Annotated in this window: 12 protein-coding genes and 1 riboswitch; of the genes, 4 read left to right on the top strand and 8 right to left on the bottom strand. The window is 69.0% G+C overall.

Annotated elements, in window-relative coordinates:
• Positions 1–48: 48 nt before the first annotated feature.
• On the bottom strand, positions 49–828 hold the full coding sequence (locus OG912_RS30845; protein ID WP_327712151.1) for a CPBP family intramembrane glutamic endopeptidase: 780 nt from the start codon (positions 826–828) through the stop codon (positions 49–51).
• A 184-nt stretch (positions 829–1,012) separates the two neighbouring features.
• On the opposite strand from OG912_RS30845, the gene OG912_RS30840 reads away from it, so the two are divergent.
• Positions 1,013–2,800 (top strand): substrate-binding and VWA domain-containing protein, encoded by a 1,788-nt coding sequence (locus OG912_RS30840; RefSeq protein ID WP_327712150.1) that lies wholly within the window; start codon positions 1,013–1,015, stop codon positions 2,798–2,800.
• 155 nt (positions 2,801–2,955) lie between these two features.
• Here the strand turns inward: OG912_RS30840 and OG912_RS30835 are convergent, their stop codons facing one another.
• The gene (locus OG912_RS30835; RefSeq protein WP_327712149.1) at positions 2,956–4,461 is read right to left on the bottom strand and encodes a glutamate-cysteine ligase family protein; all 1,506 of its coding nucleotides are present in this window, start codon (positions 4,459–4,461) and stop codon (positions 2,956–2,958) included.
• A gap of 481 nt (positions 4,462–4,942) precedes the next feature.
• On the opposite strand from OG912_RS30835, the gene OG912_RS30830 reads away from it, so the two are divergent.
• Both OG912_RS30830 and OG912_RS30825 read left to right on the top strand, forming a co-directional pair.
• Positions 4,943–5,536: a hypothetical protein gene (locus OG912_RS30830; RefSeq protein WP_327712148.1), complete on the top strand. Its 594-nt coding sequence runs from the start codon at positions 4,943–4,945 to the stop codon at positions 5,534–5,536.
• 321 nt (positions 5,537–5,857) lie between these two features.
• Positions 5,858–6,064 (top strand): DUF5999 family protein, encoded by a 207-nt coding sequence (locus OG912_RS30825; protein ID WP_326735000.1) that lies wholly within the window; start codon positions 5,858–5,860, stop codon positions 6,062–6,064.
• Between the two features lie 90 nt (positions 6,065–6,154).
• Here OG912_RS30825 and gcvP read toward each other — a convergent pair whose 3' ends face one another.
• Complete coding sequence (gcvP, locus tag OG912_RS30820; RefSeq protein WP_327712147.1) at positions 6,155–9,040, bottom strand: aminomethyl-transferring glycine dehydrogenase; 2,886 nt, start codon at positions 9,038–9,040, stop codon at positions 6,155–6,157.
• A gap of 193 nt (positions 9,041–9,233) precedes the next feature.
• Positions 9,234–9,330, bottom strand: a riboswitch (glycine riboswitch).
• 101 nt (positions 9,331–9,431) lie between these two features.
• On the opposite strand from gcvP, the gene OG912_RS30815 reads away from it, so the two are divergent.
• Entirely contained in the window at positions 9,432–9,812 is a 381-nt protein-coding gene (locus OG912_RS30815) for a PRC-barrel domain-containing protein (protein ID WP_326735002.1), read from the top strand.
• Here OG912_RS30815 and OG912_RS30810 read toward each other — a convergent pair.
• From OG912_RS30810 to OG912_RS30790, 5 genes are all read right to left on the bottom strand, one after another.
• Positions 9,737–11,215, bottom strand: a complete 1,479-nt coding sequence (locus OG912_RS30810) for a DNA polymerase IV (RefSeq protein ID WP_327712146.1) — start codon at positions 11,213–11,215, stop codon at positions 9,737–9,739. The genes OG912_RS30815 and OG912_RS30810 overlap by 76 nt on opposite strands.
• Positions 11,216–11,309: 94 nt before the next feature.
• Entirely contained in the window at positions 11,310–11,927 is a 618-nt protein-coding gene (locus OG912_RS30805; RefSeq protein ID WP_326735004.1) for a MerR family transcriptional regulator, read from the bottom strand.
• 163 nt (positions 11,928–12,090) lie between these two features.
• Complete coding sequence (locus OG912_RS30800) at positions 12,091–12,564, bottom strand: bifunctional nuclease family protein (RefSeq protein WP_006123076.1); 474 nt, start codon at positions 12,562–12,564, stop codon at positions 12,091–12,093.
• A gap of 53 nt (positions 12,565–12,617) precedes the next feature.
• Positions 12,618–13,361, bottom strand: coding sequence for a transcriptional regulator FtsR (ftsR, locus tag OG912_RS30795; protein WP_327712145.1), 744 nt, complete (start codon positions 13,359–13,361; stop codon positions 12,618–12,620).
• Between the two features lie 42 nt (positions 13,362–13,403).
• Positions 13,404–14,192: an FHA domain-containing protein gene (locus OG912_RS30790; RefSeq protein WP_326735006.1), complete on the bottom strand. Its 789-nt coding sequence runs from the start codon at positions 14,190–14,192 to the stop codon at positions 13,404–13,406.
• Between the last annotated feature and the right edge of the window lie 65 nt (positions 14,193–14,257).

The raw sequence follows: 14,257 nt of genomic DNA, 5'->3' as shown, positions 1-14,257 counted from the left end.
GCGGATCCTCCCGCACACCCCCCTCCCTGGCACGTTCCGCCCCCGGGCCTACGGCGTCGGCAGCCAGCCCACCTTCCCGGCCAGCAGCGCGTAGCCGACGAACGCACCGATATCGAGCAGGGCGTGCGCGGCAACCAGCGGCCCCACCCGCTGCCAGCGGCGGTACAACAGCACGAAGACGACACCCATCACCATGTTGCCGACGAAGCCTCCGACGCCCTGGTACAGGTGGTAGGAGCCACGCAGGACCGAACTGGCCATCAGGGCGGCCATCGGGGTCCACCCCAACTGCCCCAGCCTGCGCAGCAGATATCCCACGACGATCACTTCCTCCACGACGGAGTTCTGGACCGCCGACAGGATCAGTACCGGGAACTTCCACCACACGTCAGGCAGCGACTCGGGGACGACCGTGAGGTTGAAACCGGCGGCCCGGGCGACCAGATAGAAGGCCAGACCCGCGCTGCCGATACCCGCCGCCACCAACACCCCGCGCCCGAGGTCGGACCCCGGCCGGGTCCGGTCGAAGCCGATGGCCCGCAGCCCGGCACCCTCCCTGATCAACAGGTGCGCGACCAGAGCGACAGGCACCAGCGCCGTCGTGATCCCGAACAGCTGCCAGGCGAGATCCAGCCATGGGCGTCCCGGCGCATAGGAGCTGTTGAGCGTGGCCGCCTGATCCTTCAAACCCCCTGGTTTCGTCAAGGATCCGACAAAACTGATCAGGGCAGACACCCCGCTGGCTCCCAGCGAGAGGGCCAGCACCAACACCGTCTCCGACCGCAAGATCCGTCGTGAGACGGCCTCTTGAGGAAAAGAATCAGCCACTTGCCCCGCCTCCACCTGTACACCTGCCCTCAGTTGTGCATTCACGTCCCATGCCGCTCCCCGTCCCGCTAGGGTCTCGAATGCAGGTACGAAGATCATGCGCGACAGGCCGGGGGACGAGCACCATTGCCGATGGTGTGGTCCCCCTTTTCCTTGTTCATCCTCAAGGAGGGGCACCACCGACATGGGACGTCACAGCTTGCCCGACGACTACGCCGCGGACGGAAGCGGGGACCGTCCACCGCGTCGCCGTCGCACCGTGGCCATCGCCACCACGCTCGTTATCGCCGTAGCCGCGGGAACGGCGGTCGCGGCGCAGGGCGGCTTGCTGTCGTTCTCGAAGTCCTGCGAGGACACCGCCGTACACCTGTCCATGATGACCTCACCCGACATCGCCCCCGCCGTGCGTGCCGTCGCCGACAAGGCACGCAAGGACGATCTGAGATCCGACGGCCGCTGCGTGGACGTGGATGTGGTGGCCCGTGACTCGTACAAGGTCGCGGACGCGCTCGCGCGCGGCACCCGCGCACCCGACTACCAGATGTGGCTTCCCGACTCCGATCTCTGGCTGAACCGGGCGAAGGGCACGGGAGACGCCATCCCGATCACTCCGGGAGACTCCGTCGCCTCCTCTCCGGTGGCACTCGCCATGGTGCCCTCCGCCGCCAAGAGCCTCGGCTGGCCGGAGAAGAAGTACTCCTGGGCAGAGCTGACGGCCGCGGCCATGGAGTCCGACAAGGTGCGCCTGGGCTCGGCCGACCCCGCGCGCAGCGCCACGGGGCTGCTCGCGCTGACGAGCATCGGAATCTCGTCCGACAAGCTGGGCGGGGACAGCGACACCAGAGCCGCGGCCACCGCCAAGCTGCTCGCCCAGCGCATGTCGGACGGCGATGCCCAGGTCGTCGCGACCCTGCCCCAGGACAGTTCCGGCGCGGAACAGGGCAATCCGGCACGCAACCAGGCGGTGCTTCTCTCCGAACAGGCCGCGTTCGCCCACAACGCCGAGTCGGCGGACGGCGGCAAGCTCGACCTCTTCTACCCCAAGGACGGCGCCCCGCTCCTCAACTACCCGTTCACCCTGGTCAACGAGGACGAGCAGACGACGGACGAGAGCCGTGCAGCACTACGGTTCATGACGCTGCTGTCAGAGGACGCCGCACAGCGCACGCTGGAGGCCCACGGCTTCCGTACCGTCGACGGTACGGCGGACGAGGGCCTCGTCGCCTCGGCCGGCGGCAAATCGCCGCAGCCGTACGCCACGTCCCCCGGGATAGCGCCCTCGGACGAGACGCTGCAGGAGACGCTCGGCATGTGGACGATCACCGTGCAGAGCGCGCGGCTCACCACCGTCGTCGACGCTTCGGGGTCGATGGCCACGATCGTGCCGGGCCGCAACCAGTCCCGGATGGACGTCACCAAGGCGTCCCTGATCCAGGCGCTCAACCAGTTCACCCCGAACGACGAGATCGGCCTCTGGGAGTTCGCCACCACGCTCGACGGCGAGAAGGACTACCGCAGGCTGGTGCCGACCGCCCGGCTCGGCGACCCGGCCAAGGGCGGCGGCACGCACCGCGAGAAGCTCGCCGCGGCGTTCGCCGCACTGAAGCCCGTCCCCGACGGCGCGACAGGTCTGTACGACACCGCGCTGGCCGCATTCAAGGAGGCGCAGCGCACCTACGTGAAGGGCAAGTTCAACGCCGTCGTGATCCTCACGGACGGCTCGAACCAGGATGAGAAGTCCATCTCCCGCTCCGCCCTGATCGCCGAGCTGAAGAAGATCACCGACCCGGAACGCCCGGTTCCGCTGCTCGCCATCGCGGTCGGCCCCGACGCCGACCGCGAAGAGGTGAACGAGATAGCGAAGGTGACCGGCGGTGGCGGCTATCAGGTCAGCGACCCGGCGGAGATCCAGGCGGTGATCCTGCAGGCCGTGATGACCGCCGGACAGAGCGGTGGCGCAGCCGGAGAGTAGGGCGCGCACGGCCGGGGCGGGCCCCTCCCGCAGCCGCGGCGGGAGCGGGGCGCCCGAGAGCGGGGCATGTTCGTGACAGAGCGTGTCCGGAACACGGTACGTCCGGAACGCGGCATGTCAGAAGCAGCGTCAGAGCAACCGGCCGCCCGGCCGTCTCACCGTCCGGGGAAGTCCACCGGCCAGGTGTGCACGGGCTCGCCGTCCTGCATCAGTTCGGCGTATCGCCGGGTCATGGCGGCGAGCGCCTCGGCCCGCCCCAGCCCGGCCTCCCGCGCCCGGTGGTAGGCGTCGGCCTGCCAAGCCGCCCCGTTCACCCGCCGCCTGCAGCGCTCCTCGATGATCCCCAGGTAGTGGTCCCGGTCCGCGGGCTCGATGTTCCAGGCGTCCAGGCCCGCGGCGGCCATGGGCAGCAGTTCGTCCCGCACGAGTTTGACGGCCGGCACCCGGGTCAGCCCGCCGGAGCGGCCGGGCCGGGGCCAGAGCAGTTCGGCGTCGATCCCCCGGCGGCAGGCGGTCTCGAAGTTCTCGGCCGCGGCAGTGAACGGCATTCGCGTCCACACCGGACGGGATTCCTCCGCAAGAGCCCGTACCAGTCCGTAGTAGAGCGCGGTGTTGGCGATCACATCGGCGACGGTCGGGCCCGCGGGCAGCACCCGGTTCTCCACCCGCAGGTGCGGGACGCCGTCCGCGAGCCCGTACACCGGGCGGTTCCACCGGTAGACCGTGCCGTTGTGCAGGACGAGCTCCTGGAGCCGCGGCACCCCTCCGTCGTCGAGGACCCTGAGCGGGTCCTCCTCGTCGCAGATGGGCAGCAGTGGGGGAAAGAAGCGGAGGTTTTCCTCGAAGAGCTCGTACGCCGAATCGACCCACCGCTCACCGAACCAGGTTCTCGGCCGCACCCCCTGATTCTGCAGTTCGGGCGGCCTGGTGTCCGTGGCCTGCTGGAAGAGGGGCGGCCGCGACTCCCGCCACAGCTCCCGGCCGAAGAGGAAGGGGGAATTGGCACCCATGGCCACCTGCACCGCCGCGACGGCCTGGGCCGCGTTCCACACGTCCGCGAAACGTTCCGGAGTCACCTGCAGATGCAGCTGCACCGAGGTGCAGGCCGCCTCGGGGGTGATCGACCCGGAGGTGCAGACCAGTCTCTCCACGCCTTCGATATCCAGGGAGAAATCCTCGCCGCGCGCTGCCACCATTTGATCGTTCAGCAGCGCGTAGCGGTCCACGTCCGAGAGATTGGACCGGACCATGTCCTCGCGTCCGAGGGTGGGAAGTATTCCGATCATCATGATCCCGGCATCGACCTCGGCGGCCTTGCGGTCGGCATATCCGAGACCGGTCCTCAGCTCTTCCGCCAACTGGTCGAGAACGCGGCCTGAAAGATTGTGTGGAACTATGTTCACTTCGAGATTGAACATCCCCAGTTCCGTCTGGAAATCTCCGCTCGCGATGCGATCCAGAACCTGCCCATTCAACATCTTCGGCATACCGTCGGCACCGGCCAGATTCAGCTCGATCTCCATGCCCATGAGGCTGCGCGGCCGGTCGAACCTCCGCTCCGCCAGAAGCCTCCCCAGCCCCTCCAGGCACTGGTGGAGCTTCCTCCGGTACTTCTGCCGGTCGGACAGGTCAAACGCGCCCGCAACGACCTTCTTCCCCATCGAAGCATCCCTCCTCGAGTGGGCGGCCCGCGGCCCAGGCCGCTCGCGTCACGATCGATAATGCCCAGGCGGGGAGATCCATAACGCCCCGCCGGTGTCGCACACCCGCTAATCTGATGACCGAGGCCCGGGGCACATTCACTCGGCATGACACAGTGCGCAGATTCCCCGTTCGGCATACAGGGAAAGCACCGACACGTTTCGGCCTACCGCGGCGCGGGAAAAACCCGAGGCGGTGGCTGCGCCGCTCGCGCCGAATCAGCGTAATCTCCGCATAATTGAGTCCGGATACCGCCTTGCCGGCAATAGCCGTGGCGGCTAGTGGAAACACCGCGTGAACACGTGTCGTATAAACTCCGCGGACGAGGCAGAGAGTTGACGCACCGGCCCAGTCACCGGCCTCCTCTGGCCCCGCACGCCGACAGCGCCGTCTGCACCCGCCCACGCTCCACCGTGTCTCCGAAGTGAGAGGCGACCCACTATGCCGCTGCATGTACCCCCGGCTCCCGCGCCCGCTCTGCGCAGCGTTCTCGCGGCGCTCGGTTCACCGACCGCGGTCCGCGAGGCCCGCACCCCCGCTCTGCGGTCCGCCCAGGGACCGCTGAGCCCCGAACACCCGCTCCCCGTCCACGTACTGGACCGAATCGGCCCGGACGGGCTCGCACCCACCACCCGGCTCGCCGCATGGCGCTTCCTGATCCGCAGCACGGAGCGGGCCGTCGCCGCGGCGGACACGATGCTCACCCCGGACGGCTGGGCCTTCTCGCACTTCTTCGAAGGCCCGTACATCGCCTCGACCGAACTCGCCCTGCGCCAGGCGGAGGCGGCGGCGACGCCCTACCAGCCGCGGCTGCTGTCCATTCCCGAGCTCTACATGCTGGCACTGTGGCTCCACGGCGACACACAGGCAGACGCCTCCGGCGGGTCCCCGGCCCCGGCCGATCTACTGGTTCCGCTGGCTCCCGCCCCACCGGGTATCGCGGCGCACCGTCCGCACCGGGTCGCTGATCTACTCCCCGTGATCACCACCCGTATCGCACCCGGCCCCGGCCCCCTGCTCGGCTCTCCCGCCTGATTCCCGGCTCCCCCCACTTGATGGCACTGTGCCCCGCCACCGGACTCGGTGGCGGGGCACAGTGCCATCAAGTGGGGGCCCTCGTGCCCATCCGGACTAGCCCCATCCGGCCACCCCGAACCACCCGAAGTGACAGTGCAGTTGCGTTGAACCGCCCGGGCGGGTGATGCGTCATCAGAGGAGAAGAAGTGCTGCTGCGAAATCCCTGCGGATTGACGCCCGTGGGGCAACACTGGGACCGGACCGATCGATACGGGGGCGGCCATGAACACCTCTTCAAGCCGCAGGACACTCAACTCAACGCAGCGAAAGAACCCGTCCATGTGCCAGCACCAGCCACCCTGCCCGACAGCCGACTCAGCCGACCGGGAAGCCGCCCGCCTGGTGGCGCACCATCCTGAGCAGGGCTGGAGCCTGCTGTGCAACGGCGTCCTGCTCTTCGAGGACACCGGTGAGCTGCTCCCGGACGGGCAGATCATCGCCCCGCACCGGCCGCTGGAAACGGGCCGGGTCGTGAAGGCGGCCTGAGCGGCCGGTACGAAAGGGGCCGGCCCGGAGAAGTCTCCGCACCGGCCCCCACGCATGTCCGCGTCACGCCCTGTGTTCCGGCGTCATCGTTCAGTTGTCGTACTCGTCCAGCGGCGGGCAGGAGCAGACGAGGTTGCGGTCACCGAACGCACCGTCGATCCGGCGCACCGGCGGCCAGTACTTGTCGGCTACCGAGACCCCGGCCGGGAAGACGGCCACCTCACGGCTGTAGCCGTGCTCCCACTCCCCGCCCAGCGCGGCCGCGGTGTGCGGCGCGTTGCCCAGCGGGTTGTCGTCCGCACTCCACTCGCCCGAGGCCACCTTCTCGATCTCGCCACGAATGGCGATCATCGTGTCGCAGAATCGGTCCAGCTCCGCGAGGTCCTCGCTCTCGGTCGGCTCGATCATGAGCGTCCCCGCGACCGGGAACGACATGGTCGGCGAGTGGAAGCCGTAGTCGATGAGGCGCTTGGCAACATCGTCGATGCTGACTCCGGTCGCCTTGGAGATGGGACGCAGGTCCACGATGCACTCGTGCGCGACCAGTCCCGCCGGGCCGTTGTACAGGATCGGGTAGTGCGGCTCCAGCCGCTTGGCGATGTAGTTGGCCGCGAGTACGGCGACCTGCGTCGCACGCTTCAGGCCCTCGCCACCCATCAGGCGTACATAGGCCCAGGAGATCGGAAGAATTCCTGCCGAGCCCCACGGAGCTGCCGAGATCGGTCCGACACCGGTCTCCGGACCTGCGGCGGGCTGCAGCGGGTGGTTCGGGAGATACGGCGCCAGATGCGCACGCACGCCGACGGGACCGACGCCGGGACCGCCGCCACCGTGCGGGATGCAGAAGGTCTTGTGCAGGTTCAGGTGCGAGACGTCGCCGCCGAAGTGGCCCGGCTTGGCCAGGCCGACGAGAGCGTTGAGGTTGGCCCCGTCCACGTACACCTGACCGCCGGCGTCGTGCACCTCGGCGCAGATGTCGGCGACGTGCTCCTCGAAGACACCGTGGGTGGACGGGTAGGTGATCATGAGCACCGCGAGCTCGTCGCGGTGCTGCGCGATCTTGGCGCGGAGGTCCTCGATGTCGACCTCGCCGTCGTCGGCGGTCTTCACCACGACGACCTTCATGCCGGCCATCACGGCGCTCGCGGCATTGGTCCCGTGGGCGGAGGACGGAATCAGGCAGACGGTCCGGCCCTCGTCGCCGTTGGCACGGTGGTACGCGCGGACGGCCAGCAGCCCCGCGAACTCGCCCTGCGAGCCGGCGTTCGGCTGAATGGAGACCGCGTCGTAGCCGGTGACCTCCGCCAGGCGCTCCTCCAGCTCACGGATGAGCGTCAGGAAGCCCTCGGCCTGCTCGGCCGGTGCGAACGGGTGCAGCGCGCCGAACTCGGGCCAGGTGATCGACTCCATCTCGGCGGTCGCGTTCAGCTTCATCGTGCAGGAGCCGAGCGGGATCATGCCGCGGTCCAGCGCGTAGTCGCGGTCGGCGAGCTTGCGCAGGTAGCGCAGCATCGCGGTCTCGGAACGGTGCTGGTGGAAGACCGGGTGGGTCAGGAACGCGTCGGTGCGCAGCAGACCCTCCGGCAGCGCGTCGGCGGTCGTGGCGTCCAGTGCCTCGATGTCGCCTTCGGCGCCGAACGCGGCCCAGACGGCAGCGATCTGCGCGCGGGTCGTGGTCTCGTCGCACGCCATCGAGACCAGGTCGCCGTCGACCAGCCGCAGGTTGACCCCGCGGTCACGGGCATCGGCGACCACCTCGGCGGCCTTGCCCGGGACCCGGACGGTGAGCGTGTCGAAGTAGGTACCGGTCACGACGTCGACACCGGCGGCCCGCAGCCCCTCGGCCAGGATGGCCGCGTAGCGGTGGGTGCGCCGCGCGATCGTGCGCAGCCCGTCGGGGCCGTGGTAGACGGCGTACATGCCGGCCATCACGGCGAGCAGCACCTGGGCGGTGCAGATGTTGCTGGTGGCCTTCTCGCGGCGGATGTGCTGCTCGCGGGTCTGCAGGGCCAGCCGGTACGCCTTGTTGCCGTCCGCGTCCACGGAGACACCGACGAGACGGCCCGGAAGGCTGCGCGCGAACTTCTCGCGTACCGCCATGAAACCGGCGTGCGGTCCGCCGAAGCCCATCGGGACGCCGAAACGCTGCGTGGTGCCGACGGCGATGTCCGCGCCCAGGTCGCCGGGCGAGGTGAGCAGGGTGAGTGCCAGCAGATCTGCGGCCACGGTGACGATCGCGCCGAGCTCGTGGGCCTGCTCGATGACGGGCTTGATGTCCCGCACGGCTCCGGATACGCCCGGGTACTGCAGCAGCACGCCGAAGACGCCCTGCTCGGCGATCTCGGCCGGAATGCCGTCGGTGAGGTCCGCGACGACGACCTCGACCCCGGTCGGCTCGGCGCGGGTCTCGATGACGGCGACGGTCTGCGGCAGCGTGTCGGCGTCGACCAGGAAGACGCCCTTCTTCACCTTGCCGACGCGCCGGGCCAGCGCCATGGCCTCGGCGGCGGCGGTGCCCTCGTCGAGCAGCGAGGCGCCGGAGGTGGGCAGCCCGGTGAGCTCGGCCACCATCGTCTGGAAGTTCAGGAGGGCTTCGAGGCGGCCCTGGGAGATCTCGGGCTGGTACGGCGTGTAGGCCGTGTACCAGGCAGGGTTCTCCATCACGTTGCGGAGGATCACCGGCGGGGTGAAGGTGCCGTAGTAGCCGAGCCCGATCATCGGGGCGAGGACCTGATTGCGGTCGGCGAGGAGGCGCAGCTCGGCAAGGACCTCGGCCTCGGTCCGGGCGTCCGGCAGCTTCAGGGCTTCGGCACTCTTGATCACATCGGGCACCGCGGCGGCGGTCAGCTCGTCGAGCGAACCGTAACCGACCTGGGCGAGCATCTTCGCCTGTGCCTCGGCATCGGGACCGATGTGGCGCTGCTCGAACGGGATTCCCTGTTCGAGCTGGGAAAGCGAAGTGCGACGGGGGGTCATGATGGAGGCCTCCTGGTCTGTCACGACCTGCGAGGGGCACCACGGCGCGGGGTGCCCGAACGGCCTCCCCCTCTGTCATCTCAACCTGAGAGCTTCACCGGTGCCCGCGGGGCGCACCGGCTTTCACCGTCGGTGAGGGAGAGATCCGGTCCGGCCGTGGCCATGCGGAACCCGCCCTGCTTTCCAGAGTGACCTCGTCCATGCGGTACGGGGGCCTGAGAGATTCCGGGGAGGATTTGCTCCTTCGGCGCCTCCGGAATCTCTCCGGAGGACTCTCCCGCACGGGGTCAGCAGCCATAGTCAGCCTACCAGCGGGGTACCCGGCAGAGATCTCGAGTGGCCAACCCCACGAATCTGCACTTCTGTAGTGCCTGTGGAGTAGCCGCGACCCATGGGAGGGACCGTGCAGACCGACATCGATCCGCGCAGTCTGATCGGCCGCAAGGCGTTCGACCGCAAGGGCACCAAGATCGGAACCGTGGACGAGGTGTATCTCGACGACGCGACCGGTGTGCCCGAATGGGCGGCCGTTCGCACCGGACTGTTCAGCCGGGATGCCTTCGTCCCGCTGGAGCCCAGCGAATTCGTCGAGGAAACGCTGCGCATCCCCTTCGACCGCGCCCTGATCAAGGACGCACCCGACTTCGGCGTCGGCCGCCATCTCTCGCCGGAACAGGAGCTTCAGCTCTACCGGCACTACGGTCTGGACTCGGCGCCCGGCGAGAGCGCCCCGGACCGTGACTTCGGCAGACTCGCCGGCCAGGACGAGTAGTCCACCGGGTTCCGCACAAGCGGCAGCGGATCGGCCGGCTGCAGTTCCGGATCGTCGATACGGAACGTGCGGACCCGGCCGGGCTCCGATTCCGGTTCCTCGAACCGCACCGTCACCCGCCCGACCCCGCTCCCCTGCACCCAGCCATGCCCGTACGTGTCATGGCGGACGTCGTGCCCGGCCGGCCAGCGCCGCGCGGCAAGCTGCTCGGCGCTCTCCTGCACGGCCTCCTCGCCCGCATGCTCTCCCTCGTCCGTCCGCTCTCCCTCGTCCGCCACCGCGTCCCCACCCGTCTCGGCGGTTCCGGGGGGCTCGGCGGCCGTCCGCTCGCCCGCCGCCTGGGCGAACAGGTCCTCCTGGGTGAAGTCGGCGAGCCCGGTGACGCCGACGCCCAGCAACCGCACGCCCCCGGTCGTGTCCACGGACTCCAGAAGCCGTGCAGCGGCCTCTCTGACGACTGTGGGGTCGTCGGTGGGCCCTCGGAGCGTCTCGGAGCGGGTGAGGGTCGAGAAGTCGTAACGCCGCACTTTCAGCACCACCGTGCGCCCCGACCGGCCGGCGGCCCTCAGGCGCTGGACGCAGCGGTCGGCCAGCCGCTCCACCTCGGCCCTGACCCGGACCCGGTCGTGGAGATCCGTGTCGAAGGTGTCCTCGACCGATACCGATTTCGCGTCCCGCTCGGCGACCACGGGCCGGTCGTCGTAGCCGAAGGCCATGCGATGCAGGGAGCTGCCGTGCGCCTTGCCCAGGAGCCGTACGAGTTCCGCCTCGCCCGCTTCGGCGAGGTCGTTGATCGTGGTCATGCCGGCGCGGCGCAGATGGTCCGCGGTGGCGGGCCCGACGCCGGGCAGGGTGCGCACCGTCATGGGCGCCAGCAGTTCCCGCTCCGTGCCCGGCTCTATCAACAGGATTCCGTCGGGTTTCGCCTCTTCGGAGGCGATCTTCGCCAGCATCTTGGATCCTGCGAGCCCGACGGAGCCGCTGAGCCCCGTGACCGCCTCGATCGCCCCGCGCAGCTGCTCGCCGATCTCCATGGCCGAAGCCGTGTCGTCCGCTGTGCCGCCCGCCTCCAGGTCGACGAAGGCCTCGTCGAGGCTGAGCGGCTCCACGAGAGGTGAGAGGCGGCCCAGCAGCTCCATGACCTGGTCGCTCACCGTGCGGTAGAGCGTGAAGCGCGGCACCAGGTAGGCCGCGTTCGGTGCCAGCCTTCTGGCCTGCGCCATCGGCATCGCCGAGTGCACCCCGAAACGCCGCGCCTCGTACGAGGCGGTGGCGACGACCCCCCGGGGCCCGAGTCCACCCACCACGACCGGTTTGCCGCGCAGACTCGGCTTCGCCGCCTGCTCAGCAGAGGCGTAGAAGGCATCCATGTCCAGATGCAGGATGGTGGGCGCGGCTCTCACATCAATCGATGGTGCCCTACGGCACTGACAGTCGCCCTGTCGCAACGGCGGCCGCGCCCCGGATTTCCGGGGCGCGGCCGTTCTCCCGTCCGGTTCAGCCCGCCCGGTTGCGCCGACGGGCGAGTTCGTCGGCGGGGTTGTTGCCGATCAGTGTCTCGCCGGTGTCCACGCGCTCCCCGTGCAACTGCGACAGCGCGGCGTCCACGTCCCGCCACACCACCCCGACGGCGATGCCGAAGACCCCCTGCCCCCCTTGGAGCAGCTCGACGACCTCGGCGGGCGAGGAGCACTCGTAGACGGTCGCTCCGTCACTCATCAGCGTCATCCGCTCGAGATCCTGGAAGCCTCGGGCCCGCAGGTGCTGCACCGTGGTGCGGATGTTCTGAAGCGCCACCCCGGTATCGAGGAAACGCTTCACGATCTTCAGGAGCACCACGTCCCGGAAGCTGTAGAGCCGCTGTGTGCCCGACCCGTAGGCCGGACGGACACTCGGCTCCACAAGGCCCGTGCGAGCCCAGTAGTCGAGCTGCCGGTAGGTGATCCCCGCAGCCGCGCACGCCGTCGGTCCTCGGTAGCCGATCTCGTTGGCCGATGTCATGCCGTCCCCCGCCACCGCATCCGGCGCAGCCGGTTGCCTGATGGTGTGGCCGGCTGTACTCCCCTGCTGCGGATACGGCCCACCCACTGCCGTACCGTCGCCGCTGCTTCTCACGCCGACCTCCGTCCTTGACCTGCCCACTCGAAGGTAGGCAGTCACCCGGGGTGCGTCAACGATCGCCACACTCGGCACGCCGAGTGATAATCACCCTGAGGGTGGTTTCCCGTGACTCACGACCGGGAAAGGCTTGTCGGATGCGCTGGAGCCCCTTGGGACGTCACTGACTGTTCGTACCGAAATCCTCCGGAGAGATCTGGTCGAGGAACTCGCGGAACTTCTCCACCTCGTCCTCCTGCTCGTCGGGAATGGCGATTCCCGCATCGTCGAGCACCCCGTCACTGCCGTAGATCGGCGTGCCGGTGCGCAGGGCGAGCGCTATGGCATCGGAAGGCCGCGCGCTCACCTCGACTCCGCTGGCGAAGACCAGCTCCGCGTAGAAGACCCCTTCTCGCAGATCCGTGATCCGGACCTCGGTGAGCTCCTGGCCGACGGCCTCGAGCACATCCTTGAAGAGATCATGGGTCAGCGGCCTGGCCGGAGCCATGCCCTGCTGGGCGAAGGCGATCGCGGTCGCCTCACCAGGACCGATCCAAATGGGGAGGTACCGGTCGCCTCCCACTTCACGCAGGAGCACGATCGGTTGGTTGGAGGGCATTTCCACCCGGACACCCACAACGTCGAGCTCGTTCACACAGCAACCCTAGGACGTGCTCGGCAGGTTTGGGTAGTCGGGCCCCACCGGGATCAGTGGAGACGGATCTGCAGAGCGGCCTGGACGAGGGCCGAGTGCAGCCGCACGGAGAGCTCGGCAAGCTCTTTCGCAGTAGCCTCGGCATGCGCTCTGGTCTGCGGATTCCGGTGCCGGCGCAGGGGTGCGACAACTTGCTCGATCAGCCCGGCTTCCCGATCCGCGGCCGCTCTCATCGCCCGAAGATGTCGCGGTTCCAGACCGAATCGGCCCAGATCCGCCACAAGCCTGGCGATGGTGACCGTCTCGGCGTCGTAGCCGCCCTCCGCCGACGGTGCGACCAGGCCGTAGGACTCCCACGCGTCGAGGTCGCTCTCCGTGACCTCGGCAGCGGCCAGAAGCTCGGCACGGCCGATACGGGCCGCTGTGGCACGTCCCGGCCCACTGATCCAGTCGCCGTCGGTCAGGTCCCGCTCACCGCCCGGGGAGGGCAGAGCGACCTGTTCACCCCGGGCGAGGGCGTCCAGGTGCTCCCGGATGACCTTCAGGGGCAGATAGTGATCCCGCTGCATCCGGAGCACCTGAGCGAGCCGCTCGACATCTTCGGAGCGGAACTTCCGGTAGCCGGAAGGTGTCCTCTGCGGTTCGACGAGCCCCTCGGCCTCCAGGAAGCGGATCTTGGAGATCGTGACTTCGGGGAACTCGTCCCGTAGCTGCAGGAGTACCGTGCCGATGCTCATCGGACGGTCGTCGGCGGTGGCGGTGCCGTGTCCGGCACCGCCCGTCGGTGTTCTCAGCATGGACCTTCCTGGGGGATCCCCCCGACCAGGTCAGGGGGCGAGTCAGATACCGCGCTGGCTTGCGTAGAAGACCAGCCGGTATTTGCCGATCTGCACTTCGTCGCCGTTGGACAGCGCGACGGAGTCGATGCGCTCACGATTGACGTAGGTGCCGTTGAGACTGCCCACATCGCCCACGGTGAAGCTGCCGTCGGGGCTCCGGCGGAACTCCACGTGCCGACGCGACACCGTCACGTCGTCGAGGAAGATGTCGCTCTGCGGGTGACGGCCGGCCGTGGTCAGCTCGCTGTCCAGGAGGAAGCGGCTGCCCGAGTTGGGACCCCGGCGCACCACGAGGAGCGCCGAACCGAGCGGCAGGGCATCCACAGCGGCCTGGGCCTCGGGCGAGAGCGAAGGCACGGACGTCTGCCCGGTCGCCTCCGCCTCGTAGGCCTCCAGGCCGGAGATGGAGATGGTCGACGTCGTCTCCGAGGCCCGCTCGGGGACCCCGCCACGCAGCGGCGCGCCGCAGTTGGAACAGAAACGACTGGCCTCGGCATTGCGGTGCCCGCACCTCGTACAGACCGGCATGGACGAAGCCTCCTGCCTCGGGGCGAACCCTCCACCCGTACCTGAGGTTGACGGTTCTCCGAAACCTATGCGGCCGGGACCGGCAGGGTCAACGGACGACGCGCCGGAACCACCCGGATTGTCACCCCCCGAACCAGCCACCTGATCGCGGAAGAGGGGGCGCTCGCCGCCCTGCTCCTCGGTCTGGCCATGGCGCGGCGCGCGATGGCGTGCGGCTTCATCGCGAGCGCTCTTGCCGAACAACTTCCCAAACAACTTCACGGGCGATTCCCCTTGACCGAAACAGACCCGCCCGTGGGGCAGGACGAACCCTGAATGAACACACC

It is taken from the genome of Streptomyces sp. NBC_00464 (assembly GCF_036013915.1).
Lineage (GTDB): Bacteria > Actinomycetota > Actinomycetes > Streptomycetales > Streptomycetaceae > Streptomyces.
The sequence above is the reverse complement of the archived record's forward strand: the minus strand, read 5'-3'. Positions and strand labels throughout refer to the sequence as shown.